The sequence below is a fragment of the Rossellomorea aquimaris genome (genome assembly GCF_001877785.1).
GTDB classification, from domain to species: Bacteria; Bacillota; Bacilli; order Bacillales; family Bacillaceae_B; genus Rossellomorea; species Rossellomorea aquimaris_A.
This window is the reverse complement of record NZ_MINN01000022.1, coordinates 1-25979: the sequence shown is the minus strand read 5'-3', so window position 1 is coordinate 25979 and position 25979 is coordinate 1. Positions and strand designations below refer to the sequence as shown.

Below are 25979 nucleotides of genomic sequence, written 5' to 3'. Positions count from 1 at the left end.
CCGTATATTATTATTATTTAGTTAAAATAGGGTTCACCATAAGTTAGCTACTAAAATAAGAGATTATCCCCGCTTCACTCACCACTGACCATTTCTGCTATTTTTACAGTCTGCAGTTCTTTTTGCACATTCTCTATTGACGTTATTGTACTCTTGGATCGTTGAGATAACTCATTTGGCAGTTTTTGAATCTTTTCTATAGAAGCGTTTAAATCCTTCTCTAAACTTTCATTTGCCCCAATTCCAGAACTGTCTTCCGTTTCCTTCCAAAACTGAATGACATCCAGCGTATTTTCGCCCATTTCCTGCATTGAATGAAGAAGGGATTTAGTTTTATTTACTGTAATTAAAACACTAGAAGACAGTTCTAGAACTTTATGAGCCTCTATAGTAGTATTCTTTAAGTCTTCAATCTGATAAATCAAGTTTGAGTTTACCTCTTGTTCAATTTGCATTAACGTCTCCATGCTTTTATCTTTTTGATATTTTTCATATAATACATTTATCTTATGATGAGAATCACTCATTTCTTGTTGGATAACAGTTAAATTTTCCAAGCGAATTAATATTCGATCAATTTCATCAAGTTGGATCTGTGCCGAAGCTAATTTAGTAGTTATGTCACCTACAACGGGAAATTTAACAACAGTGTTGACTCCTTTAGCTACGGTGATGGCAGTGTCAAATTTGTTTGTTGCTTCCCTTATTGGAGCCAGATTGTCATTTAGCCACTTGACATTTTTAACCAATAAATTGATATCCTTATTGTATTTTTCGAGATCGCTGATTATTTTCGGTAACTCTTTTTCTATTACTTTTAAAGAATGATCTCTAGCTTCATTTATCTGGTTCTCCATATTATCTAAATTACTTATATCAGTTGTGTTACCCACATTATTTTTAACAGCTATTCTACTGGCTGTATATCCTATTAAACCTGATACTAACATGGATGAAGTAATTGTAAGAGGAAGCAAATATCTCTGATATACCTTTTTCCGGTTAGATTCAGCCCTTCCCTTTTCCATTTCCATAATCCAGCTCTCTCCTCTTCCATTTCGGGAATGTCATGTATACAGATACATTGTTAAAAGTTTTCTTTTGCCTTTGACAACATATCCAATTTTTTTGTGTTTCATAGAATCTGGTATTAAAACTCAATGTCTCAGGAATGATTGTAATAATTCTTAGCCGTGTAGTTCGGCCAATCCCAAAAGTTTGACCCTTGAGACACTACAAACCGATCTAAAAACAGTTCCAGATTCAAATGCAAAGGTTCCGGTTTTAGAATGGTTCCGGCTATATACAGATAGTTAGGACAATCTTGGTCAACAGCAGTTCGGCCTATCAAAAGATGATTCTCAAACACATACCCAATTGGAATAAATTCTGACAATGACTGAAGGATAGCACGTGTTTTTTTTATTTCTTCTAAAGAGTATACTAGTAATCCGCCACCAATATTGTTCGAACCGAGGATCATTTCATATAACCTGGCTCCATTATGTTGAGATAGAAATTCCCGGACGTCTTCCGGTAGCATCAACTTCGATTCTTCTTGAAACGTTTGCAGCTTTCCACTTTCGACAGGAGGATTAAATGAACAATGAACCGTGTGGATATTCCCTTGCTCAGCCAATATCTCCATATTCCCACTTTCATCAAGTCGCTTCTTCAGCGCATGCAAAGTCTTGTTAAGCAGCATTTCAATCTCCCCCATCACTTATTCAACTAACCTGGCCAGTTTTTGTAATCTCAATTTTCAACAATTGTAACACACAGTTCTTTACAAGAGGCTCGACGTAATGAGGTTGAGATTTGAATTAAGATATTAGTATAACAATAAACAAAGCAGGTCTAATTCATATGCGAAGTAGCCTGCTATTTTTAATGCTTTATGCAATTACTTATCTTAAAACGAAAACCCTTAAAAACAGTCCGATTTCAGGGTCGCCCCCCTCCGTGTTAATACGCCAGTCGACTGGAGGTCAGTGATCATATTACTTATCCGGATTTAGCTCCGATTCTTATCCTCCATCTCTTCCCTTTGGTGTGTTCTCTCATATTCTTCAAAAAATTTCTTCACCTCTTCTTTATTAGATGAAATAAAAAGAGGATGTTTATACCCTTCTTTGAAACCCTTATATGCGGTAAGCTTAAAGACTCCTATAAGTGGGTATTCAGGTAAAGCTGGTAAAGGAATACCGTAATCTTTGGCCCAATAGGATGACATCACACCCGATTCGCCTAGAGAACGATACACCCAAAACTCATTTTCTAATTCTGTATATAGATCGTCCTCATGACTGTCACGATCAGCATCCCCTTCATAAATAATGAAAAGTTCAAGACTAGAATAGTAGCTGGGATCTTTCCCTTTGGATTGTTTAGGGCTATTGCTTTTTCCGAATAACTTGCTGAAAAATGCCATTGACCTGTCTCCTTTCAATCATCTTTGCTGATTTTATTACGTTCATGTTCTTCATTAAGTATTGGTTAGACTATTATATTGTAAATTAATTACAATAGGTTGGTTTATTTACAGTTTAATAGAACGAAATTATAAAGCCAAGCCCTGTGATATGAAGTTCTACTCAATGACAGTAGCTCCTGGCGGTCCAGCATGGGTATTCAATGTGGAATCTTGGCCCCTGCACCCCGACGCAAGCGTGGGGATGGTTACATATATCAATATGACAAACAAAAACACAGGATGCCACGACATTGCTAAATACAGCTGCCAGGAACTCAACCAGGTTCCGCTCACAGCCTACATCCAACGTATATATAAGAAAACATTCGCATATGTATTCTAGAACCGGCACCTGAAAAAGGGGTGTCTGTTCTTTTTTTTGCCTAAAAATCCTTACCGTATCAAACGGGATGAGTTTCTTATTAGTACGCCACATTACTTGAAGTTAGATTATTCTGATTAGTTAAAATACAAAGGAATTTTAACAATTTGCGGTAAAATGAAGAAATGATGTCAATCTTTCAGAAACATATTATAGGGGTGTCTACACAATGAAAAAGAAACTAAACGGCTTACTCTTGCTTTTAACGAGTATGATTATCGTTGGTTGTGCCAACGTAGAAGGGGCAGCTGCACCAGATGAAGCATCAGATCCGAAAGTAGAAGCCACGGAGAATGCTGATAGTAAAGGTAAAACAGAAGAAGCTGCTTCCGAGGCTGTGGATGAGCCTGAAACAGAGGAAGCAGTCTCAGAAGAAACCTCAACTGAAACAACTGATGAAGGTTTTCCAGGATTCGATCTCCTTGAAGTCGATGGTGGTGATTTGTCCGGGTATCGTCAACCAAACGTCGTCGTTGACATTGGATTTGGGGACCGTGAGTATTGGGCATTCACGAATGAATATGGTCAGCTGGTGCGCGTCATTGCAGACGAAATCATTTTACAGGATGACAGTACGGAGCCGGTAACATCGTCGGGCAGATACTACTCTGATGAGGCAAAGGTTCCCGGCGTCGAAAGTGATGTATTGGATGAAGGGCATATCATTGCCGACTCTCTCGGCGGGGTATCGAATGCTTATAATATCACCCCTCAGGACAGCACGCTTAACCGGCACGGTGATCAATCCTATATGGAAAAAAGTATCCGGGACGCAGGTGGAGCCACTGATTTTGAAGCCATTATCACCTATCCAAATACGGAAACGCAGATCCCTTCAAGTTATCAGTATACCTATACGCTGAGAGGGAACGTAATCGTTGATACATTCGACAATTTGAACCCTGATGAAGTAAACGAATCACTCGGTCTGACAGAAAGTAAGCCTTCCAGCTCAAATAGCTCCAACACAGACTCATCGAATTCAACCACAGAAGGCGATCTTTCAAGCATCGATACTGACGGTAGTGGACTAGTGACAATCAAAGAAGCAAAAGCAGCCGGCTTCAGCATGCCGATCACAAGCGATCACTGGTTATACGCTCATATGCGGGATAATGATGGGGATGGGATGGTTGGAGAATAAGATATTGATATGAAACCATAAGAAAAAGCTTGGGAGTCCCCAAGCTTTTTTTCGTGGCCATGCTCCTTATTGCCCTAATTCCTAACAACAGGAATCCACATTTCACCATATACCATTCCGTCTTGTTCTCCCATCACCACCGCTGTATTCGGAGCACCAACATACGATACCTCTGTTACTTCCATAAGGACTTCACCAAAGGCAATACCCGTAAGCTTGTTAGCCAACTCTTCATCGGTACCCGCTTCCCCTTTGACCACGATGTATTCTCCTTCAGGAAATTGGATCAGTCTGGATGCCTCTGGCAAGGACTCCTTGGTCATTACCCCGACATAGTGCATCATCTTGTTGTTCACTGCTTCGTTTACAACAAAAAGATAGTCATTCGCGGCGACATTCTTCAGCTTATCGAGTCTTCCATCTTCATTGACAGCTTGCCAGAAGTCTGCTTTTTCCTTATGAATACCTTCAAAGTCTCTGTAATCACTCTTAAGTTCCGTCCCAATCCCTAAAACCGTGAAGCTTTCTTTTTCTTCTAATAAATAATTTGCCATTTCTAACTTCCTCCTTAATGATTTGTTTTTTGACTTCCTGAGTTTATGATAGCATTGAATCATGTCAAAAAATGATACTGTTTAGGAGGTTCAAATGAAAAAAGTTGAACGGATCAATACCATCATGCGGTATATCAACAACCGCTCCTACTTTACCATTTCAGAAATCATGCAGGAATTCAATATCTCCCGTTCGACTGCTATCCGTGATATCAGGGAAATTGAATCCATGGGGATGCCGCTGGAGTCAGAGGTTGGAAGAGATGGCGGGTATGCTGTCATGAACAACTCTGTCCTGCCTTCCATTCACTTTACCGATAGTGAAGTCAAAGCACTTTTTATAGCCTTCATGGCCTCAAGGAATCAACAGCTGCCCTATCTAAAAAGCCGGCAGTCGCTGGCAGAAAAATTACTCGGCCTGATACCGGATTATCAGCAAGAAAGCCTGGTTCTGTTAAATCAAATCCTGCTATTCGAAGGGACCAATCCCAGTAATCCTGATTTACTTGACCTGACAGACCTCCCTCACCCGATGTTAGAAAAGCTCATCCAACTGCTTCTGATGGATAACCATTTATTACTCACCATTAAAGAGGAGAAGTCCATAAAGGCTTATCCCATTTTTATCTTGCATCTTTATCGTGAAAAGAGCATTTGGCTAATAGAAGGATTTGACTTAAAAGAAGAAAAAAAGAGGGTCTTTCCAGTAGACTACCTTACCAATGTAGAGCCATATCACACGAATAAACGAGTAACTAAGAAGAAGGTTCTGGAAAAACTAAGTAAGCAGAAAGAAATGATCAACCTTGTCATCGAATTGGGTCCTAATGCAGTCGCCCAGTTCAAGAAATACCATCCGTTTAAATTCTCCATTTCCTATACGAATCCCTACCAAGCCACAGCCATCCTCAAGGCTTTCATCAACGTTACTATGCCCGAAGAACTGACCGATATGATCAATTGGCTGCTTTTCCTTGGTGAGGATATCAAGTTCAAGGAAGTGCCGGAAGAAGTCTTAACCGGTATACAAGAGAGGTTGCGTGTAATAAGCAGGGATCGATGAAATCATCGGCAAGTTTCTCCACCGGCCATTGAAGTTCAGAGTCTGCCCCCCTTCCACGTTAATGGGGGGCAGTCCCCCATTTTTTAATGAGAGATTTGGGTATGTCCCCCTACCTTGAATCAGCTGTCTCCTTTATCAAAGCAATCTTCACAAATAAACCTGCCTTCATTCTTTAAATACGCTTTAATCTCAGTCATCCCCTTATACTTTGGATAGCGCATCTTCACATACACCACATCATCACCCTTGATTTCTTTACTGCAGATAGAACATTGAGATTTATTACCGAACACGATTGGCACCTCCACCATAATTCTCGCTTCATTGCTTTAATCAAAAGATACACTCGAAGAAGAAGACGACTCATCCGCCTTCACACAATCAATCGCAATCACCAGTGCAATCACAATCGTCTCCATCGCTTCATCCAGCACCTGCACCCTGTAGCTGTCGCCCCAGCTGAACCACTTCTTATCGACTTCACCTACAACCTGGCCATGCTGCAATACCTGAAAGTTCATATCCCACCAGTTCCCGCGCACTTCGATGCCTGCCGCATCGATCGTATAGCGTGCTTTTAAAAAGGAGAACTCCTTCTTGATTGTCACTACATCCTGCCCATTGACCTCAACGTAGAACTTCGGCAAGAAGCTGAATACCTTTTTCGTGATGAGTGCCACTTCGTCCCTGCTTGCATTCAGTATGGAGAACGTCTTCGGTACCTTCATGAAGCTTCCCTCCACATAATACCGGTCCTTCTCCTCCCCATCCTTCACCGTGAATTTCCCGCTGAGACTGAATACCTTTTGTTTTATATAAAGTTCTCTCATGCTAGCGCCCCCCGTTTTTTTAAGTCTTTCTTTATTTACGGTTGAGATGGGATTTGGTTCCAAAAATTTGAGCCACGGGGACAGGTACAGTGGCTCTTTTAACTAACTCAAAAAAAGAACCGGGGGACCTGGTCCGTCCACAAACCATTAAATGATAATCGCCAAATCATTTAGGTTTCTTCAGGGACCAGGAGTCAGCCCCCGAAAATCGGAGCATATACGAGTGATAAATAGTAAAATCAACACTGCACTACTAAAAAAGTCAAAAAATAAAATACGTACATTTTCAAAATTACAATACATATCTTTCGTGTATTCTGCCTTTGAAATGAAATTTTTTCATTAAATCGGCCAATTACCCTTGAATTTCTCTTTTTTTAAACGTAAAATCAACAACGAACATTTTATAACGTCATACAATCAATGTTCGTGTTTAGTAGCAGAACTAATGACACACAGAAGAAATTAAACATCTAAGGGGGAGAATGAAAAATGAACATTCTTAAAAGCGCGAAGTCTTTACTATTGCTTGCAGCAATCAGTATTTTATTGGTTGGATGCTCACAACAACAAGCAGTACAAGAGGAAGCTGGAGCAGAGGAAACCAAGAAAGAAAATATCGTTGGGATTATTGGCCCAATGGCAGAAGAAATTGAAATTTTACATTCGCATATGAAAGTGGAAAATACTGAAGAAATAGCCGGGATGACTTTTTACGAAGGAACATTAAAAGGTCAGAATATTGTTCTGGTTCAGTCAGGAATCGGAAAAGTAAATGCCACAATGGCTGCGCAGCTTTTAGTAAGTCAGTTTAATGTAGATAAACTAATTAACTCTGGAATTTCTGGTGCGATCCATCCGGATGTTAGTCTTGGAGATATCGTCATTTCAACGGATACTGTTCAGCATGACATGGATGAAACAGCAAAAGGGTATGAGCCAGGTATTATTCCTCGAATGGATATTGGCTATTTTGAAGCGGATGAAGAACTTATTTCCCTTGCGGAGGAAGCCGCCAAAAACCTGCCCGAAGACACAAAAGTTTTTAAAGGACGAGTTGCAACTGGTGATCAATTTATCGCGAATGCTGAAAAGAAACAATGGATCTATGAAACATTTAATGCCTATGTTTGTGAAATGGAAGGTGCAGCAGTTGGGCAGGTTGCTCACTTAAATAAGGTTCCTTATCTTGTCATCCGCTCAGCTTCTGATGACGCTGGTGAAGAAGCTGTGATGAAATGGGAAGACTTTAAACAAATGGCTGTAAACAACTCCTCTTCAATCATAGAAAATATGCTTGCAAATATGAAATAACATTTTATTAAAGAGACTGGAACAAAAGTAATTTAGCATAAGTAAAACCCGAACATATTAGCATGAGATAATGCAAATATGTTCGGGTTTTTATTTGTTCATTGGACATTGGAATTTAGTTTTTCCCAGCGGTTGATTGTAGTGCAAGACGAAGACTCCTGCGGGAAGAGTAGCTTATGTGAGACCCCGCAGGCGAAGCCGAGGAGGCTCACGGGCTACCCGCGGAAAGCGAAGTCTTGCACGGAAATCATTAGCGGTATTAAGGGACTACACTCTCACTCTGCATGAACCTTTCGAAGCTCCCAGGCAATATGCGCACTTTCCTCTAATTCTTCCAATGCATAAAATGCTTCCATGATCCCTTTTCCCGGTACTACCGGGCCGTGATGGCTGAGCAGCCATCCATCACTTGCATGGACGCCCTTTTCAAAAACGTTGAACAGCTCTTGACTGCCGGGTTTTTCATAAGGAATTAAGCCAATTGTTCCCAGCTTCATTTTCAGGTATGGCGTATAATCCGGCATGCAGTCTGATTCATCCAGGCCGGAAAGACAGCTCCAAAGCACACTATACGTGCTGTGCACATGCAGAACGGCACCGGCATCCGGTTTTGCTTTATAGACCGACAAATGCAGCGGCCATTCTTTGCTTGGTTTTGTATCATCCATTTGAACGCCATCCATGTCCAGTACGGCAAACTCCTCCGGTTGCAGGTTTCCAAAGCATGTCCCGGTTGCGGTTACGTACATGTTCCCTTCATGCAGAAAACTCAGGTTCGCGACACTTCCGGTTGCTTTCCCGCGTTGAAAGAGACTTTTGGCAGCCCAAATCGAATCTGTAATCTTCTGGTCTAATGTTTGCTCCATATTTTCCCCTTCTCTCTTATGTTAACGATAATGCTTGAAGGAAAAAGTCGGGTTTTCCAAAGTTTCCGCTTTTAAATACCATTCGAATACGTTGATCTTCAATCGGTATCATGATAGGTACGCCTGGTGAAATACTGTCCCCGATATGGTATCCCTTGTATCCAAGCCTTTTTGCCACGGCCCCGCTTGTTTCTCCGCCTGCCACAATGATCCTGTGAAACTCGGCTTGAACCGCACGTTCTGCTAAATCTGCGGTTGCTTTTTCCAGCCTTTCTGCCACTTCTTCCTTTCCTTGCTGTTGAATATCCCGTACCTTCTCAGGTGCGTCGCTGCTGTAAACCAGGATGGATTCTCCTTTGTGTTGAGAAATCACATCCCACATTCTTTCGACCGTTTCCTCACCTGAAATCAATTTAAGCGGATCCATGAAATAGGTTTTACCGCCTGATTGCTCAAATTCTTTGATCTGGTTCCGGGTCGCTTCACTGCAGCTTCCTGCTAAAAGGATCGCAGGGGAATGAGACGGCTCAAACCCGCCCGCTTCCGCATGGTGCTTATACATTTTCGCCAGCGGATAGGCAAGGCCGCTTCCGCCTGTAAGGAGCTTGAGCTCTCCAAACATTTGAACCAGCTTTTCCGCGTCTTCTTCTTTCTCGTAATCCGGTATGAGATAGAAACGAGTATGCTCCCTTTGCAGTTTTGCCAGTTGTTCATTCACTTCTTCTTCGTTTGCATCAGCCGGTATTTTCATACTGGGAAATGAGCTTTGCGGATCCATTAAGCGGACCAGATCACTATTCCTCATTGGCGTCAGCGGATGATTCTTCATTGGGCTCTGATGCAAAGGAACGCCGTTTACATATAAACACCCATTTCTGACGGTACGTCCATTTACCGGAAGGCCAGGACAAAGAATCGTATAAGGCACATCAAGCTCTTCCATGACCGCATCACAAATCGGACCGATATTTCCCTCGGGTGTAGAATCAAAGGTGGAGCAATATTTTATATAAAACTGTTTTGCACCCTGCTCTTTTAACCAGCGAATCGCCTCAAGGGAATTGCTTACGGCATCTTTCCGGTTCTGAGTACGGGTTTTTAAAGCGATGACACATACCTCTGCATTCGGCGCCTCCCCGATATCAGGCACCCCGGTGTATAAAACGGTGCTGAGACCGCCCTTTACAAAAAAAGAGGCGATGTCGCTGCCGCCTGTAAAATCATCTGCAATCACTCCAAAGCGCAAACGGGACACCTCCTTCCTATGTTTTTAGTTGACCAATTCAGCTTCTGCTTCTTGATAGCTTTTCTTCCGTACCTTTACTCCGAGTAGGTTCTCAAAGTAGCGAATCATCGCATGCTTATAGAAATCACCTTGTCCATTTTGTAATGCAAGCTGATACGTTTGCATGGTTCCATTCAATGTTGGCAGCGGAATTTGGTATTTCATTAATACTTCATTCATACTCTCCATGTCTTTATACGCTCGTTCAAGTGAAAAACTATGTTCAAAATTCCCTTCTAAAACCTTAGGAATTAATGTTTTTGAAGCAAAACTTGATCCGGTTGCCGTCATTAATACGTCACCGAGTTTTTCCGGATCCAACCCAAGCTTCACGCCGACCGGTAATAGTTCGCTGAAGCTTGCACAGCAAATATTTAATACACAGTTATTAATCATCTTCGTCAGTTGTCCAGCCCCGTTGTCACCCATGTAGAGGATCTGTTCCCCCATCCGGTCCAACATAGGTTTTATAGTATGGAATAGTTCTTCATCCCCGCCGCACATGATCGTAAGTGTTCCTTCGACCGTCGTTCTCGGGTGACCGGAAATAGGGCAGTCCATATATTCGATCCCATTCTCTTTGCAGGTTTCTGCGATTTCGACTGCACCTAAATAACTTATTGTGCTGAAATCAACAATTTTCTGTCCTGGCTCCATATGTTGAAGTACACCGTTTTCTCCGACTATAACCTTTTTTACAATCTCTAAGTCCGGCAGGCAGAGAAAGAGATAATCACTATCTGCTGTATCCAGGATATTCGTTGTGGTGTTAATCCCTTGTGTATTGAATTGCTCTAATGCAGCGGGGTTTGCATCACACACGAGGTACTCATACTCCCCTTCTTTTTCACCTTTTGCAAGATTGAATGCCATTCCTGTTCCCATTACGCCTAATCCTATAAAGCTCACTTTCATTGAAAACTCTCCTTTTTGGTTCAATTTTTCACAAGGGCTGCGTAACTGTAAATGTTTTATTTTTCTGTCGCTACGCGTTTACTTTATCCCGTTCCAATGCACGGATGATCACGTTTACCGCTTCTTTCGGACTGGTTAACACCGGCAGGCCCAATGTACTCGTTTCCGCTTCTGCACAAGCCTGGGTGATTTGGGCAAGAATGATGACTTCGCATCCTCTTTTTTGCAATTCCGCTGCAGCCAGACGGTTCAGCTGATTATGTTCTTCTTCGTTCCCGGCCTTTAATTCTGTCATCGCCTGCGTGATGATTTCTGTATCCACTTCAACGTCTTTATCCCATTCACCCGCAAGCTTCTCCAGTTGGGCTTTTGTTGCTGGTCCCGATGGGGCAGTCGTTGCCACGACGCCTATTTTTCTATAATTGGTAACGGCCTTTTCCAACATCGGGCGGTCCACCGCAAAGATCGGGACGGATATAAACGGCTTCACCGTATCCACTACAGGGGTCAGGACGGTGCAGGCTACAAGGATCGCATCCACTCCTGCTTCCTGTGCTTTACCGGCCATATGGACAAAATCCCGAAAAGATTTATCATCGATTCCATTGATCCGGTTAGCATGATACTGAATATTTTCGTCAACAAAGTTTAGAACGGTTACGTCCGGAGCCAGCTGCTTGAAGGCTGCATTCAAGGCTGGTACGGCATTGCAGGTTGCGTGAATAATTCCTATTTTCATATCAATTCTCCTCTATTTTCAGTAGTCAGAGAGTTTCATAGTGGGACCATTTACAGAGTAACCTTTACCTTACCTGAAGTTTTTTTTAACACATCGATCATTTGATTGATATCCAGTACTTTCTCGTTGAGATTCAATGTATGACATAATCGGCTGATATGTGGCTGTTTTAACATCGCTTCTTCCAGGACACCATGGTTCCAGAAAACCTCTTCTTTATGACTATCCTGAACGACTCTTTTATTTGCCATCACGATGACACGTTCAAAGTTGTTCACGACAAATTCCATATCATGTGTAATGGTAATGATCGTTTTCCCTTCTTGAACCAATGAATCGATGATGACCCCCAGACGTTTAATGGCTTGAGAGTCCTGACCGGCTGTCGGCTCATCCAGGATAATCGTATCTGTATCCATCGCAATGACCGAGGCGATCGTGACAAATTTCTTCATAGAATAAGGCAGGTTATACGGATGGATATCCAATAGTGGTACAATCCCTGTCAGTTCTGCTGCCTTCCTGACATTTTCTTCAATCTTCTCCTCTGAAAATCCAAGGTTCTTTGGTCCAAACCTGATTTCACTTTTTACCGTTTCGTGAAAAATCTGATCATCAGGATTTTGAAATACATATCCTACCTTTCTGGATATTTGAGCTGTTGTATAAGCTTTTGTATTCAACCCGTCAATGATCACATCACCTTGTGTAGGTTTTGTTAATCCATTCATCATTTTCACTGTTGTCGTTTTACCCGCACCATTTTGTCCAACAATGGCTACTGATTCTCCCTTTTCAAAAGACATGCTGACATTCTCAACCGCTTTAAAACCATTTGGATAACAATAGGTAACGTCATTTAGCGTTAAGAAGCTCATGGTTTCACCCCCTGTACTTCCATCCATTGCCTCATCACTTGAACGGAATCTCCTTCCGTAATGGGGATTCTTTCTGTATGCATATGTTGTTTCCGCATGGCTAAATCCAACAATGTATACTGAGTCAATCCCAACCCGCAATCCTGTGTTGCTTCTTCAGCAAGAACCTCTTCCGTTCTTCCCTGTTTCTTAATCTGTCCACCCTGGAGAACGATCACATAGTCTGCATATTCAGCAATCAATTCGATCTTGTGCTCTACTAAAATAATGGTTTTTCCTTTTTTCTTCATAATATCGATGACCCTGAATATTTCCTCCGTACCTTGCGGATCCAGCTGTGAAGTCGGTTCATCAAAGATGAGAATATCCGGCTCCATGACGATGATCGATGCCAGGGCCACTCTTTGTTTCTGCCCGCCTGACAGCTCATTCGGATTTTTGTGCTGGATATACTCGATGCCCAGCAATTGAATGATGTCTTGAACCTTCTGTCTGATGACGTCCACTTCCACCCCCAGGTTCTCCAGTCCGAAAGCGATCTCGTCAAAGACCGTTTCCTTCACACCGCTGATCTGGGTAAATGGATTTTGAAACACAAACCCCACTTTCTGGGCAAGGTCACTTGGATCCCAATCTTGGACATCCTTCCCATCGATCCGCACTTCCCCAGTTCGTTCTCCCTTAAAAAAGTGGGGAATGAACCCCCGGATCACATTGCAGAGCGTTGTCTTCCCTCCGCCATTCACGCCGGCGAGCGCATAGAATTTCCCGCTTTCAATCGTAAGATTCAGATCATAAAGGACTTTTTCACTGCCGGTAGGGTACTGGTATGATAGATTCCTGATTTCTATTCCACTCATAAGAAAAACCTCCAGATCAAGATTGAAACAAATACAATCACTAACACTGCCCTTACCACATGATCACTCTTTGTCTTTTCCAAATGGTGCAGGCTTGTCTTTTTGGTCCGGGCTGTAAACGCTCTGGATTCTAACGTGACGGCTTTCTCGTCTGTGCTTGAGAATGAAGACAAGATCAGCGGGGTTAATGCTGGCACAAATGCCTTCATTCGGATACTAAGGCTTCCTTCTGTTTCAACTCCGCGGGTTTTTTGGGCATCCATGATCCTCAGCAGCTGCAGCCTCATTTCAGGGATAATATTCAGGGCCGAAGAAAGGACATAGGTCGCATGTGGCGAAACGCCCATTAATTCTAGTGCCCGGGATAAATCATTGATTTTGGTAATCTGAAAAAATAACACAATGGCAGATCCCACCGCTAATATTTTGGAGGTCAGTTGTAAACTGAAATTGATTCCTTCTTGTTTAATGGAGAATATGCTCCAGGACCATAAGATGGTATCCCCCGGATAGAAAAATGATTGCAAAAGAAAAATCATGACAACAATCGGGATCAATCCTTTTAAGACGAAATTTACATATAGTTTTGTTTTTCCCGCAATCAGCGCAATCACCAGACACAGGACGGGGACCATATATGAATAAAGATATCCTGGCAGCAGTAACGGGGTCAGCATCAATAAGAAGGCAAACAAGAATTTAGTCGTCGGATAAAGATTCAGTATAAATTTACCTGGTCTTTCCATACGTACATCTCCCCTTTCATCTGTTGGTTCGTTTTCATTCCTTTTACGCCCTTATATAATTCCGGTAAATAAGGTGTAGGGGTGAGGGATGCAGAGACCGAAGATTGATCAACATGTTCACCCCGTGCTTGTTAAGCTCCTATTTTTCGACTGGAATGGTTATTATTATTATTTAAATATAAGTGACCATATTTTTGTTTCGACAGGTATTGATCTGACATCTTCCGAACAATCATATAGGCAACCATGATCGAAAGGATTTTGTCGATGCTTTCAACAAATATCTTCTGTGTAAAAACGGATGTCCAAATCTCTTTGCCTGAAGCTAAAAGAACGGCAGTGATCGTATCTGATCCGGTTCCTGAAGCTCCGCCAAACACGATAACCGTTGTCGGGGTAGCGATTAATATCGCAACGATTGCGACGATAAACCCTGTGAAGGCAACCTTCCAGGCATTTTTGGTGAATCCCTTTTTTGCCATGAGACCGACTACGATCCCGGAAGCCATGGCAACCGGCATAAATGCCAGCTGAGTAGGGTTGAAGATTCCGAAGATCAGTTTCGAAACCCCTCCGGTCACTGCCCCCACCCAAGGACCGGCTACCATCGCGACAATCATGGTGCCGATTTGATTCAAGAAGAGGGGGATCTTTAAGATCTCAACCAATTCTCCGGCAACGACATTGACTGCAACACCAATGGGAATGAGCAATATGGAAATAAGCGTAAAATCTTTCTTGATATTCTTCATGATTAGTCCTCCTTTTAATTGGGATTACCGATTTCTTCAAACATTCCATGCTCATCAGCAGAATCCGATCTGCTGAACATTGTATTCTTCCCAAAATCTGAATGGATCTTTTTATACATCCTGGTGAAAAAAGGCTCTAATGCATTCGCCTGAGAAACACTCTCCCGGCTCTTTTCAAAAAGGGATTTCTGTCTTTCTTTCACGGATTCCAATACTGATTCTTCATCGAATAAAACCATTTTGCGATTCCTAAGAACCCATTCGCCCTTGATCATGACCGACTCGACCGAACTCCCATTCTCGTAATACACAAGCTGAGTAAATAGATCGGTGCTCACCGCCAAAGCAGGCGAGCGCCTAGTCAGTAGTACAAGGTCCGCTTCATAACCCTGTTTGATCTTTCCACGCTTCTTCTCTTCACCTAATAAGCGGGCTCCTCCGACTGTCGCCATTTCCAGCACATCTTTTGGCTGCAGCCATTCCCGGAAATCTGGTTGTTCCTGTCGGCTGTGCATAACCGCTATTCTCATTGCTTCAAAAAGATTGTGGGAGATTCCGCAATTGGAGGAATCGGTTCCCAGCGCAACGTTCATCCCTTTTTGCAGATAAGAACCAATCTTCGCCCTTCCGCTGCCCAGCATCATATTGCTGACCGGATTATGAACAAGAGAAACACCATGCTCAGCCAACACGTCTGCCTCAGCGTCTTCCATCCAAATGGAATGGGCTCCGGACAACTTCCGTGAAAGCAATTGTTGATCTCGCAGTCTGCCGATTATCCCGCCTGCAAATGCAGCATCCCCGACTTCCTTCTGAATCCTTGTTTCGAGAAGATGAGTATGAACAAACGCCCCTCTTTGTTCACTTAATTCTTTACATAACGCCAGCATTTCTTCGGAACACCGCTGCGGAGCGTTGGGACCCAGCAGAATTTGTATGTTTTTTTTATCATGCCATTCGTTGAAAAGGGAGAGATAATACGCTCTCATTTCTTCAACAGATATCGGTGATGCTTCGTCTAGTTTCCGCTTCCAATCGTCCGGTAAATCGACTGGAAGGAAGTGATGATCCGGTACATCATGCATCATCGGGGCAAATCCTACTCTTATCGATGAAGCCTCATATGCTTTAAGTGCAGCTTCGGATCTTCTGATATGTGGGAAATGGTCAATGCAGCTGGTCACTCCGCTTTTTATCATGTCGATCACACCTAAAAGGACGGCATTGTGGATATCTTCATCATCAAGCGAATACCCGTATGCGGTTGTATAAAGTGACCAGATCTCCAATGGAAAATGGCTTGTCGTCCCTTTTAACAGATTCGAATAAGAATGATAATGAGCATTTGTCATACCGGGCATGATCATCATGTCAGATCCATCGATTGTTTCATCGGCTGGGATTTGGGGTTCGCTCCCGTGGTGGTGCGGAATCAACTCTTTGATGATTCCGTTTTCCACCAGCACGCTGCCTTCTAAGATCCCCGCATGATCATCCATTGTTATAATAGTGGCGTTTTTAATCAGAGTTGACATGCTGTCACTCCTTGATTTATCAGAATAGTAAGATATTTAACCGCGTAAGACGAGTTATTTTTGCACCTCGGCAACTCTTGTTTCCAGGGTAGAAATACGTTCTGCAAACCGGCGCGCCAAGGACTCTCCGTCCACATCCATCAGGATGGTTGTATTGGGTTCTGAATGACCCCACTGTCCAGTAAACTCAGTGACAGTCTGACCGGCTGTATGCTCCCCTGCTGTCTCGATCGAAACAAACGCAGGCACTGCCTTAAAGAGTTTAGGCCAAAGCGCATAGGCTACGGCTGGTACATCATTAAAGAAAACGCCCGTCTCCGTTTCTGACGATTGCTGGGCGGCAACGTAAGCCTTACGCCGGAATTCAGCGGCCTCTAAGAGGAAAGCACCTGGACGGGTATTCGTATCCCTGATGCGTTCTAGATTTTCTGGTGAGATTCTCACCTTCGTACATACATCGAGACCTACTTGAACGACTGGAACACCCGAATCGTACACTGCCCTTGCAGCCTCAGGATCAGCTGCCAGATTGAAGGACGCAACCGGTGAATAGTTTCCGGCACAACGGACTGCCCCGCCCATCACAATAACTCTTTTCACCTTCTGTGCGATACCAGGGTCTATGGAGAGAGCCAGCGCCACATTTGTCAGTGGACCGATCGCCAGAATCGTGATGTCGTTTGGTGCTTCATTACAAAGCCTCACAATTTCCATTGCCGCATATTCCCCCGCCTCAGATACGGTAGGGTCTGGGACCTCGACTCCGCCAAAACCATTATTGCCGTGGATATGCTTGGCAAAATGCGGTTTGCGTATGAGCGGTTTGCTCGCCCCGCGGTAAACAGGGATATCTGTCCTTCCTGCCAGTTCAAGCAGTGAAAGGGCATTATGGGTAGCCGTTTCCACCTCAATATTTCCATGTACTGTTGTTAATGCTTCAATATGCAGTTCCGGAGACGCAAGCGCAAGATAGATTGCGGCTAGGTCGTCGACCCCCGGATCTGTGTCAATGATGACTCGTTCTGCCATACTGTCAACTCCTCCTTCTATTAAGACTGTTTAAGATAAGATTGCTGCTTTTTGCAGATTGGCCGGAAAGCATTCATGCTTCTGGCCATGTTCTTTCCGGATTTAAATGTAAGCTGTCATGCCTTCAATTCTCTTTATCTATTGAAAAATGTGCCATTAAACCAATTGGTGGTTTCTTTCCCTGTCCACCCCTTCACAGAAGCGGCGTGTTTTTTCTTCATCAACCGGGTTCGTCATGATATCATCAATTTTCGCTCCATATCCAAAGACAGCGCCATCCGCATATTTTAGTAGATTTGCCGTTTCCACTTTCATCCCGCTTCCGATGATGATCGGCACATCAGGGACTGCTTTCCTGACAGCCTCCAAGTTTTCAATCGATGGCGGCTGAGCTGATTCCTCGCCTGCAAGAATGATTGCGTCCGCCATCCCGCGATAAGCGGTATCACGGGCCAGCACATCGATCGGTCTTGCCGCCAGTGGAGCTGCGTGCTTTGTTTGAATGTCGGCGAAAATTTTGACTTTCTTCTCTAACCCTAGGAATTTACGATATCTCGCCACCAGGTGCGCCGTACCGTTGATGAGTCCCTGATCGGTCACGTACGCATCAGTCAGGACGTTAAGTCTGATAAAATCAGCCCCGACTGTCCCGGCAACCGCCAATGCGGATTTCCACGAGTTTCTCAGGATATTGATCCCCATTGGAAGCTTCACTTCACGGCGGATTTCGTGGGCGATCAAGGTCATAGCCGCCACTGTTTCAGGTTCCTCCGTTTCCGGATAAAACGGGTAGTCATTGAAGTTTTCCACCATAACGGAGCTGGCTCCGCCTTTTTCAAGACTTTTCGCATCACGCAGTGCCGCTTCCAGTACCTGATCGAGGTTCCCTTCATACAGGGGGGATCCGGGAAGCGGTCCTAAATGAACCATCCCGAGTACCGGTTTTTCCACACCGAAGATATTAGTGAATGACGTTTTCATGCTAATTCCTCCTCTTTTTTTTACTTATCGTTGTGTATATATGGGTGTCATCCCGGTGATCTTTTCTATGAACCTAGTGATCTTGGGATTTATTCTTTGCTTCCGGATGAAGCCAATCCTAAATCGATTTCGTCGAGAGAAAGTGCAACATCGGCATCCATGCTCGGCGCCCGGAGCTGGGACGTAAGGCCGCCGTCAATCGCCAGAATGTGTCCTGTTATATACGAAGAATCGGGTGAAGCCAGGAACCGGACGCCCTGACCGACGTCTTGAGGCATCCCGAGCCTGCCGAGCGGAATGAGAAGATCCGGTGAAGACTCATTCCCGACGGCTGTGCGGTTTTCCACCCACATCGAGCCCGGCATGACCGCGTTCACCCGGATTTTCCAAGGAGCCAGGTCAAGTGCCATCGCTCTGGTGGCAGCCTCGATCGCACCCTTCGTCGCATCATAAGCGACTCGGTTCCGATGGGCGCGGGTCGCTCCCCCGGAACTCATATTGATGATGCTTCCGCCCTCACCTTGGTGAATCATGGCTCTTGCAGCCAATTGGCTGCAATGATAAAGTCCATTAAGGTGTATATTCATCAGGTTCTCCCACATAGCGAAGTCCGTCTTTAGGAAGTGTCTTTCCGACATCGGACCGTGCCCAATCCCTGCATTGTTGACGAGCACATTGATTCCGCCTTGGAAATGGCGGGATTCCTCAAAGAGTTTCTTCACATCTTCACCAGAGGATACATCCGTATAAACGAATAGCCCCTCGCCGCCGGCTTCTTTAATCTCCTGTACGCAGCGCTCACCCGCTTCACTGTCAACATCGGCAACGACCACCGACGCACCCGATTCTGCAAACGTTAGGGCAATTCCGCGTCCAAGTCCCTTGGAGCCGCCAGTCACGATCACACGCTGTTTTTTTTGCTCTTTCATATTTTCACCCCTCATTTAAAGTCAGTTCTCCATACACTTCCCGTAAAACATTCCTATATCTATTTCCACCTTTATCTTGCATAACGAAATCCATGTAAACCTTTTCATTTTTATGAACAGCGCCCCGATTGCGTATGGCCTTACTTGATTTGTTCCGCCAACGCTGCATCATCTGCCAATTCAATTGTTGTATACTTCTCCAATGTGTCAGAAAACCAATACTGCAAATCCGCTTTTCTTTCATGAAGATAAACCGTTTTCCCATCCACAAGCTTCATCGGGATATCGTGTCCGGGAATTAAAACACTGTTCTCCTTTTTCCTCCACAATCTCCAAAGATAATCGATCGATTCCCGGCTGTCAGAAAGATTCAATGTCATATCTGCATCCCTTGATAAAAGCTCCGCCCTGTTCTTAGCCGCATCTCCGCTGAATATCAGGTCATAATCGCCATTGTCCACGGTGTAGGCCAGGTGGCCCGGTGAATGTCCATCCGTCTGATGTGCTGTGATCCCGGGGACAATTTCTTCAAGATGGACGACCTGCCTCATTTGTGAAGAAGAATGTAATTCCTTCACATACAATTCAGGGACATGCCATCCTCCAGGCGGTTCGTTTAATGCCCATTTCATGTCCTCCTGCCCCACCACGATGGTCGCATTAGGAAACAACGTCCAATTCACACAATGATCCCAATGCGTATGGGTCAGCAAAACCATCGATATGTCACTTGGAGATAACCCTCTGGCTTTGAGTTTGTCCAATATCAACGGTCTGACGCCGAAACTGCCGACATCAATAATGATGTGTGTATCATTGTGGGACAACAAGGTGACTGTGCTCCATCCCAGCCCTCCATGTGTAGAAGACTTTCCGGGAAATCCTTGAATAAATATGTTGTAGTCGAACATGACGATCTCCTTTCATATTGGCAAAACGCCGGATACAATCAGGACGTTCACTGGAAATTGGCCAGACCACTAACATTCACCAGAACTGGAAACGTTTCCATAAAACCTTCCCTTTATCCCATCCATTTAGCGTTTACCAGGTGTTTAATGAATCAACAAAACCGTTTATATGTGTTTCTTGGAGGTTTCTTTTACCAAAAAGGATGTTGAAGTGACTTCTTCTTGCTGTATTTTCTAGATGAGTATCTGTTACTACAAAAAATTTGATTTAAACAGATGGAAACGTTTCCACTTATTTAAATCAAATTTAACATACTTAGTAAACCATTTTCAATGATTTTTTTGAAAATTTATAAAATTATATTATTTAATGTAGGCGTATCAACGTCTTTTCACCATCATCCTCAATCATTTTTTTGGATGATCGGCTTCTATCGCCATCGTTGACTCCCTTTCAATAAGGTTTGGATAAAAGAGGACTGTTTCTTTAATGATTTGCTTTTCCTTAATGGCTTTCACCATGATTTCTATGGCCCTTTGACCCATTTCTTTAATGGGCGTACGTATGGTTGTAAGCATAGGATACAAAATTTCTGCATATTGAGAATCATCAAAACCAACAACCGATAATTGCTCTGGAATTCTTATATTCAGTTCCCTTGCAGCTTTGTATACCCCTACAGCAATACTGTCACTAACCGCAAAAATTGCCGTTGGTCTATCATTTTTTTGCAATAATCTCTTTGCATTCTCATACCCGCTTTGAATATAAAACGTGTCAAAAATCACATAGTCATCTTTTACTTGAATGCCTCGTTCATTCAATGCCATCTTGTAGCCCTTATGCCTTTCAACGGATGCATAAGTTTCGGGATCCCCGCCAATAAACGCAATATCCTTATGCCCTAGATCCAGAAGATGCCCCATCGCTTTATATGCCCCGTCAACATTATCAACCACGACCTCATTAAGAATTAGTTTAGGGAATTTCCCTCCTAATATGACAACCGGCAGCTCAGGATAGTTTTCCTTCAATTCTTCTATATTTCCATCATCCACCTCTGGAGATGAAAAGATGATTCCATCGACTCCTTTAGCAATCAATAGGTGGATATATTCTGCTTCTTTCTGCAAATTGTTATCTGTATTGCATAAAAAGATATTAAACCCATGGCTGTTTGCCCGGTCTTCGATTGTTCTGGTCAGATCTGAATAAAAAATATTCTTTATATCAGGGATGATCAAACCAAGAGTCAAGGTTTGCTTCTTCTTCATTGCAGCAGCTACCAGACTCCCTTGGTAATTAAGTTTCTTAACAGCATTAAGAACCTTTTCTTTCGTTTTTTCACTTGTATATCCACTTTTATTAAGCACTCTCGATACAGTGGAGATTGAAACATTCGCTTCTTTCGCCACTTCCTTAATGGTTACCACTACTGACACATCCTTATGGAAACGTTTCCTCATTTTTTATCATCTCTATAGTATTCGACAAAATATGTCGATTTCCTTTTATTGATACTTCAGTGTTGTTACAATCCTGCTACCAATATTCTACATTCCCCCGATCGTTATACGAATACTGGTGTGTGTAAGTTTTAAGTTATTACCGTATACTTCTGGTTAATAGAAGATTATGTTCGTTGTTCTTTATCATATCCTCCACGTTCGGTACTTGCATTTGTACCATAAAGTGTAATAGGAATCGTACCACAAAATTTGGAGAACAGAAAGTTTTGTCATTTGTAATTTAGGTGGTATTTATAAGCAGCTTTAAGGGAGTAAGCGTTATTAAAAGGAGTGTCATAATCAATGTGATTTTACACTCTGTTCTATATCGTTTTTAATTATTTCTTTGTTTACAGGTGAGATGGGATTTGGTTCCAATTTTTTCATGGTGTGTTTATAAATAAATAGAAGCGCAGGCTTGCTCCCCGCGCTTCTTTGTATAGTTATTTAAATCGAGGGGGATAAATGTGTCCATGTTAAGAGCTGGTCAATTATTAGTTGTGAGTATGATAAATATAAGCATAGTTAGCAGTAATGATATGGAAAGTGATATCATTACTGCCGGGATTCTAATTGTTAAATTATTCTTACTATCTGAAGGAGAGCTGAACGCCTTATATAAACAAAATATCAAAAGTGCCACACATATTATTACAATAGTCCACAAAGATAGGTTTGTATTCATTTCCTCCAACCCTCTCCTTCATTAACGAAAGACGATCATTATCCGTTATATCCCCTTATATGGAACAATTAAACAGTTTAAACCCATCAGAGATTCTAGAGGAACATCTCCAACTCACCACGTTAATTGGATGGCAATTAGATTATTTCCGACAAACCAATCAATGATAACCGCCTAGTTTTTAAGGCATTCTTCCGGATCGATGGTAATGGGTTTCCAGACTCCCGCAGCATCCATTTTAAATTGAGAAATCAATACATCCGTATCATTCGTTAAACGATAAAAGACAAACCGGTAATCGGCCCCGTCCGTGCCGGTGAAATCAATGATTTTGACGTACCCATCTTGTTTGACAGGCAGCTGTTTTTTGACCAGCTTGCACCATTCACCATACATAATGCCGACGACGGCTTCCGCATCATGCTGCCACAGGTGATAAGCTGCACACAGGAAGTCCTCTCCGTATAATTTCATGCGGTCGATTTTATAAAGATTATGGACCTTCTTCAATTGGATATAGCCGAAATAATAAGCAAAATAGGTCACACCCTTTGAAGAACCTTCAATGGTTTCCAGTTCGATGAAATAGGATACGGTGTCCCCTTCATCGGGGAGTCTGTTCATCTTAATTAAATTCAAGTGGCCGATCCCTGCAAACGATTGGAGATAATCATGATATGAAACCCTTTTTTGATAGTCGTCAGTGAAAAAATTGTAAGCAACGGGAAAGGGCAGCTTTGCCATCCCCACCGTTCCGCACCCGCCCATCTGCTGGTCAGTGAGATTTTCTGCCTCTCTTAAAATACTAAAATAATTTAAGATCGTTTCCTCAGCAGTGCGGGTCAATGCTGCGGGGAGTTTCACTTCCTTATAGCTTTTTTCATAATAGGGATCGAAAAATTGAAAGTCCTTGAAAAGAGTATTTTTTATGGGGATGCAGGAAGGACGGAAATATCTTTCAAGATCAGTGGTACGTACGGGCAAATTCTTGCTCCGTTCAACGGGCTGGCCAAATTGTTGAGGTTCATATAAAGCACCCATAACAAGAGTCAGTTTCTTTGTAGAATTACGATGAAACGTTCGTTTGATCCATCTTGTAAGATTCTTCATTAAGCCTCACACCTTAAAGGAAATAATGGTTTACCTTATTCATTTTTCGGCTGGATTATGAGCCGCGGGACCTGTCCCCGCCGCTCTCAAAATCAATCCTTCCGCCCATACCAATCCTCCAGCGTCATCATCTCAAACTCCTCCACATGATCCAGCCTGAGCGGAGCAATGAATTCCAGTGAATTCCCGTCTGGATCTTTGAAATACAGACAGGCATGTGCCTGCGGGTTATTTGGGAGGACCAGCGGCTGACGTTCCGGAGAAAAGCCGAACGCTTCCCTGACCTCAATCCCTCTTTCTTTTAACCATCCCTTCGCCTTTATGATGTCTTCTGCTTCTACATGAAAAGCGATATGTCTGATGGAAGCATGATACGGGATGTTCACTTGATCAGCCTCCCACAATCCAAGCCAGCTCTTCCCTTTCTCGATCCAGACAAACGACACCTTTTCGCTTTCATACGCCAATTCCAAACCGAGCTTCTGGTAAAACTCTATTGAAGACTGCATATCACTCACAGGTAAATGTGCTTCATATAATCCTTTGATCATGATGATACCTCCTTGTCTTTGTCTCTATCGTATAACGTCAAAGATATAGATGAATCCGATATTCGTTTGAAATTTTCTGCGACTTTTGATTGAAAAGAAATGGATAATCCTTCAAAACAAACAAATACTATTTTCTGAGTAAACAAATGTTTACATAAACAAGCAGGAGGTAAGAAGATGAAAAAGAAAACATTTGCGTTAATGATGGCAGCATTCATGGTTTTCATGACACTGTCGAATGGAGTATCGGCTGTTGAAGGCGGGGTTCCGGCAAGCAAGGATATCGTTGACACTGCAGTGGAAGCAGGTCAGTTTAAAACGCTCGCAGCCGCTTTGGAAAAAGCAGGCCTGGTGGAGACATTGAAAGGGGAAGGACCTTTCACGGTATTCGCCCCGACTGACGCTGCGTTCGCCAAGCTTCTAAAGAAATTGGGCATCACGGCAGAAGAATTACTGGCAAGGGAAGATTTGAAAGATATTCTTCTTTACCATGTGCTTTCCGGTAAAGTAATGTCTGCTGATCTCAAAGAGGGTGCCCAGGTGGAAACGCTGGCCAAGAAACCAGTGAAGATTTCCCTTGATCCCGTCCGCATCAATGATGCCAACGTGATCCAAGCGGATATCCAGACTTCGAATGGGGTCATCCATGTGATTGACGAGGTTTTACTACCGAAGTAAGTTCTCATAAAGCAGCCTGTCCAAAAATCCGATTACGGATACTGGACAGGCTGTTTATTATATAAAAGCACAGATGCATGTTGCTGGCGTAGACAGGCGTGGTTAATCCACAGACCAATCCTTAAGATGTTATCAAAAGCTTCTTGACAGAATCCTTTAGACTGCCAATAGCTTTGCTTCACATTGCCACGTTGATCAAACATCTCTATCCTTTTCCTCTTCTATCCAAGGCATAGGTGGAATGTAGTAAAACTTATTGTTATGAAGTCTGGGAAGACGACGCATTCAGCGACGACTATATTGAAACAGGGTATGCCTATAAGCCTTCCGGTGTTTGCTTCTCTGTCCATAAATGGTAATATGTTTAAAAAACTAGCTTATAAGAAGGCTAGTTTTTTATCTTATCAAAGGAGGCTAAGCCATGAAAAAATCAATCTCATTATTGGCAGGCACTCTCCTAATCATTTCGGGGGCTTTACTTTATTCATTCGAAAAAATGATGGCATACATAATGTGGGCTGCCCACCGTATAGGACCCTCAAGTAGTGAAGGGTGGCCAAGTGAACCGGACATGCCCTCTCTCCTTGAAAATTGGTTCGTTCCGATTTTTATGGTGCTGGGTATCTATTTCATATTAAAGAGTTTCTTTGAAAAACATAACGATTGATGAATAGTAAACGAAGAGACTGATCCGCTGAATGGGGCCAGTCCCCGATAGAACGCTTTCGTGTGCCGGGGCTCGGACCTCAAATCTACTAAACCTATCGAAACGTTTTAAGAAAAAGAATCCCGGGAATATAGTGACTATCAACATTATCTATACTGGGAGGAACTCCAATGCTTGAAACAACAGGATTTTCACTATTTCTCATTCTTCCACTGGCCATCATTCTTGTTCTGATTGGCGTTACCATCTGGTTTTTCAAAAGGAAATCAAAGAAGGACAAGAATTTTTAAAGAAAATGAATGGCTGTGACTAGAGAGTCTTAGTCATAGGTATACCCGAACTGATTAGTTCGGGTTTTTAGTTGAAATATACTTAAACGTCAGCTCGTTCCAGCGGTTGATTGGAGTGCAAGACGGAGACTCCTGCGGGAAGAGTAGCGAATGTGAGACCCCGCAGGGAGGGACGAACGAGGAGCATTCCTGTTATAAAGTAAATTGCGTTTATATCGAAGTTTTTGCGATGTGCATAAAAAAAGCCCCCTTGGTACGATAGAGAGTGTCATGCATGACCTCGAATTAAGTACCGAAGGGAGA

Annotated in this window: 27 protein-coding genes; 5 read left to right on the top strand and 22 right to left on the bottom strand. The window is 43.0% G+C overall.

Annotated elements, in window-relative coordinates:
- Window positions 1-74: 74 nt before the first annotated feature.
- From BHE18_RS00815 to BHE18_RS00805, 3 genes are all read right to left on the bottom strand, one after another.
- Entirely contained in the window at window positions 75-1034 is a 960-nt protein-coding gene (locus BHE18_RS00815; protein ID WP_071616870.1) for a hypothetical protein, read from the bottom strand.
- Window positions 1035-1165: 131 nt separating this feature from the next.
- A complete protein-coding gene (locus tag BHE18_RS00810) occupies window positions 1166-1705 on the bottom strand; it encodes an SMI1/KNR4 family protein (RefSeq protein WP_171910629.1) in 540 nt (179 codons plus the stop codon).
- Window positions 1706-2014: 309 nt separating this feature from the next.
- Window positions 2015-2431 (bottom strand): hypothetical protein, encoded by a 417-nt coding sequence (locus BHE18_RS00805; protein WP_071616869.1) that lies wholly within the window; start codon window positions 2429-2431, stop codon window positions 2015-2017.
- Window positions 2432-3024: 593 nt separating this feature from the next.
- Between BHE18_RS00805 and BHE18_RS00795 the strand changes: the two genes are divergently transcribed.
- The gene (locus tag BHE18_RS00795; protein WP_071616867.1) at window positions 3025-3999 is read left to right on the top strand and encodes a DNA/RNA non-specific endonuclease; all 975 of its coding nucleotides are present in this window, start codon (window positions 3025-3027) and stop codon (window positions 3997-3999) included.
- A gap of 74 nt (window positions 4000-4073) precedes the next feature.
- On the opposite strand, the gene BHE18_RS00790 is transcribed toward BHE18_RS00795, so the two are convergent.
- Window positions 4074-4553, bottom strand: coding sequence for a GyrI-like domain-containing protein (locus BHE18_RS00790; RefSeq protein WP_071616866.1), 480 nt, complete (start codon window positions 4551-4553; stop codon window positions 4074-4076).
- Between the two features lie 94 nt (window positions 4554-4647).
- Between BHE18_RS00790 and BHE18_RS00785 the strand changes: the two genes are divergently transcribed.
- The gene (locus BHE18_RS00785; RefSeq protein WP_071616865.1) at window positions 4648-5616 is read left to right on the top strand and encodes a helix-turn-helix transcriptional regulator; all 969 of its coding nucleotides are present in this window, start codon (window positions 4648-4650) and stop codon (window positions 5614-5616) included.
- A gap of 119 nt (window positions 5617-5735) precedes the next feature.
- Here the strand turns inward: BHE18_RS00785 and BHE18_RS00780 are convergent, their stop codons facing one another.
- Window positions 5736-5909, bottom strand: a complete 174-nt coding sequence (locus tag BHE18_RS00780) for a Fe3+ hydroxamate ABC transporter substrate-binding protein (protein ID WP_071616864.1) — start codon at window positions 5907-5909, stop codon at window positions 5736-5738.
- A 36-nt stretch (window positions 5910-5945) separates the two neighbouring features.
- Window positions 5946-6446 (bottom strand): LURP-one-related/scramblase family protein, encoded by a 501-nt coding sequence (locus tag BHE18_RS00775; protein WP_071616863.1) that lies wholly within the window; start codon window positions 6444-6446, stop codon window positions 5946-5948.
- A gap of 492 nt (window positions 6447-6938) precedes the next feature.
- Here BHE18_RS00775 and BHE18_RS00770 point away from each other — a divergent pair, with 492 nt between their 5' ends.
- A complete protein-coding gene (locus BHE18_RS00770; RefSeq protein WP_083573560.1) occupies window positions 6939-7760 on the top strand; it encodes a 5'-methylthioadenosine/adenosylhomocysteine nucleosidase in 822 nt (273 codons plus the stop codon).
- 275 nt (window positions 7761-8035) lie between these two features.
- Here BHE18_RS00770 and BHE18_RS00765 read toward each other — a convergent pair whose 3' ends face one another.
- The 16 genes from BHE18_RS00765 to BHE18_RS00685 all read right to left on the bottom strand — a co-directional run bounded on the left by BHE18_RS00765 (window position 8036) and on the right by BHE18_RS00685 (window position 24041).
- A complete protein-coding gene (locus BHE18_RS00765; protein WP_071616862.1) occupies window positions 8036-8626 on the bottom strand; it encodes a class II aldolase/adducin family protein in 591 nt (196 codons plus the stop codon).
- 16 nt (window positions 8627-8642) lie between these two features.
- The gene (gene otnK, locus BHE18_RS00760; protein WP_083573559.1) at window positions 8643-9872 is read right to left on the bottom strand and encodes a 3-oxo-tetronate kinase; all 1230 of its coding nucleotides are present in this window, start codon (window positions 9870-9872) and stop codon (window positions 8643-8645) included.
- A 24-nt stretch (window positions 9873-9896) separates the two neighbouring features.
- The gene (locus BHE18_RS00755) at window positions 9897-10826 is read right to left on the bottom strand and encodes an NAD(P)-dependent oxidoreductase (RefSeq protein WP_071616861.1); all 930 of its coding nucleotides are present in this window, start codon (window positions 10824-10826) and stop codon (window positions 9897-9899) included.
- A 70-nt stretch (window positions 10827-10896) separates the two neighbouring features.
- Window positions 10897-11565 carry an aspartate/glutamate racemase family protein gene (locus tag BHE18_RS00750; RefSeq protein WP_071616860.1) on the bottom strand — a complete coding sequence of 223 codons (669 nt, stop codon included), beginning with the start codon at window positions 11563-11565 and terminating at the stop codon, window positions 10897-10899.
- Window positions 11566-11615: 50 nt separating this feature from the next.
- Window positions 11616-12443 carry an energy-coupling factor ABC transporter ATP-binding protein gene (locus BHE18_RS00745; RefSeq protein ID WP_071616859.1) on the bottom strand — a complete coding sequence of 276 codons (828 nt, stop codon included), beginning with the start codon at window positions 12441-12443 and terminating at the stop codon, window positions 11616-11618.
- A complete protein-coding gene (locus tag BHE18_RS00740; RefSeq protein ID WP_071616858.1) occupies window positions 12440-13303 on the bottom strand; it encodes an energy-coupling factor ABC transporter ATP-binding protein in 864 nt (287 codons plus the stop codon). The genes BHE18_RS00745 and BHE18_RS00740 overlap by 4 nt, the downstream gene beginning before the upstream one ends.
- Window positions 13300-14049 carry an energy-coupling factor transporter transmembrane component T family protein gene (locus BHE18_RS00735; RefSeq protein ID WP_071616857.1) on the bottom strand — a complete coding sequence of 250 codons (750 nt, stop codon included), beginning with the start codon at window positions 14047-14049 and terminating at the stop codon, window positions 13300-13302. The genes BHE18_RS00740 and BHE18_RS00735 overlap by 4 nt, the downstream gene beginning before the upstream one ends.
- 131 nt (window positions 14050-14180) lie before the next feature.
- Window positions 14181-14801: an ECF transporter S component gene (locus BHE18_RS00730; RefSeq protein WP_071616856.1), complete on the bottom strand. Its 621-nt coding sequence runs from the start codon at window positions 14799-14801 to the stop codon at window positions 14181-14183.
- A 14-nt stretch (window positions 14802-14815) separates the two neighbouring features.
- Window positions 14816-16336, bottom strand: a complete 1521-nt coding sequence (locus BHE18_RS00725) for an amidohydrolase family protein (RefSeq protein ID WP_071616855.1) — start codon at window positions 16334-16336, stop codon at window positions 14816-14818.
- A gap of 54 nt (window positions 16337-16390) precedes the next feature.
- A complete protein-coding gene (locus tag BHE18_RS00720) occupies window positions 16391-17365 on the bottom strand; it encodes a nucleoside hydrolase (RefSeq protein WP_071616854.1) in 975 nt (324 codons plus the stop codon).
- Window positions 17366-17521: 156 nt separating this feature from the next.
- The gene (locus BHE18_RS00715; protein WP_071616853.1) at window positions 17522-18346 is read right to left on the bottom strand and encodes a BtpA/SgcQ family protein; all 825 of its coding nucleotides are present in this window, start codon (window positions 18344-18346) and stop codon (window positions 17522-17524) included.
- Window positions 18347-18435: 89 nt separating this feature from the next.
- Window positions 18436-19275, bottom strand: coding sequence for an SDR family NAD(P)-dependent oxidoreductase (locus BHE18_RS00710; protein WP_171910628.1), 840 nt, complete (start codon window positions 19273-19275; stop codon window positions 18436-18438).
- A gap of 140 nt (window positions 19276-19415) precedes the next feature.
- Window positions 19416-20186, bottom strand: coding sequence for an MBL fold metallo-hydrolase (locus BHE18_RS00705; protein WP_071616851.1), 771 nt, complete (start codon window positions 20184-20186; stop codon window positions 19416-19418).
- A 408-nt stretch (window positions 20187-20594) separates the two neighbouring features.
- Window positions 20595-21620, bottom strand: a complete 1026-nt coding sequence (locus tag BHE18_RS00700; protein WP_171910627.1) for a LacI family DNA-binding transcriptional regulator — start codon at window positions 21618-21620, stop codon at window positions 20595-20597.
- Window positions 21621-22554: 934 nt separating this feature from the next.
- Window positions 22555-23490: a hypothetical protein gene (locus BHE18_RS00690; protein ID WP_083573558.1), complete on the bottom strand. Its 936-nt coding sequence runs from the start codon at window positions 23488-23490 to the stop codon at window positions 22555-22557.
- Window positions 23491-23582: 92 nt separating this feature from the next.
- Window positions 23583-24041: a VOC family protein gene (locus tag BHE18_RS00685; protein ID WP_171910626.1), complete on the bottom strand. Its 459-nt coding sequence runs from the start codon at window positions 24039-24041 to the stop codon at window positions 23583-23585.
- Between the two features lie 177 nt (window positions 24042-24218).
- On the opposite strand from BHE18_RS00685, the gene BHE18_RS00680 reads away from it, so the two are divergent.
- Both BHE18_RS00680 and BHE18_RS00675 read left to right on the top strand, forming a co-directional pair.
- Window positions 24219-24719, top strand: a complete 501-nt coding sequence (locus tag BHE18_RS00680; RefSeq protein WP_071616847.1) for a fasciclin domain-containing protein — start codon at window positions 24219-24221, stop codon at window positions 24717-24719.
- 421 nt (window positions 24720-25140) lie between these two features.
- Entirely contained in the window at window positions 25141-25386 is a 246-nt protein-coding gene (locus BHE18_RS00675) for a hypothetical protein (RefSeq protein WP_071616846.1), read from the top strand.
- Window positions 25387-25979: the final 593 nt, after the last annotated feature.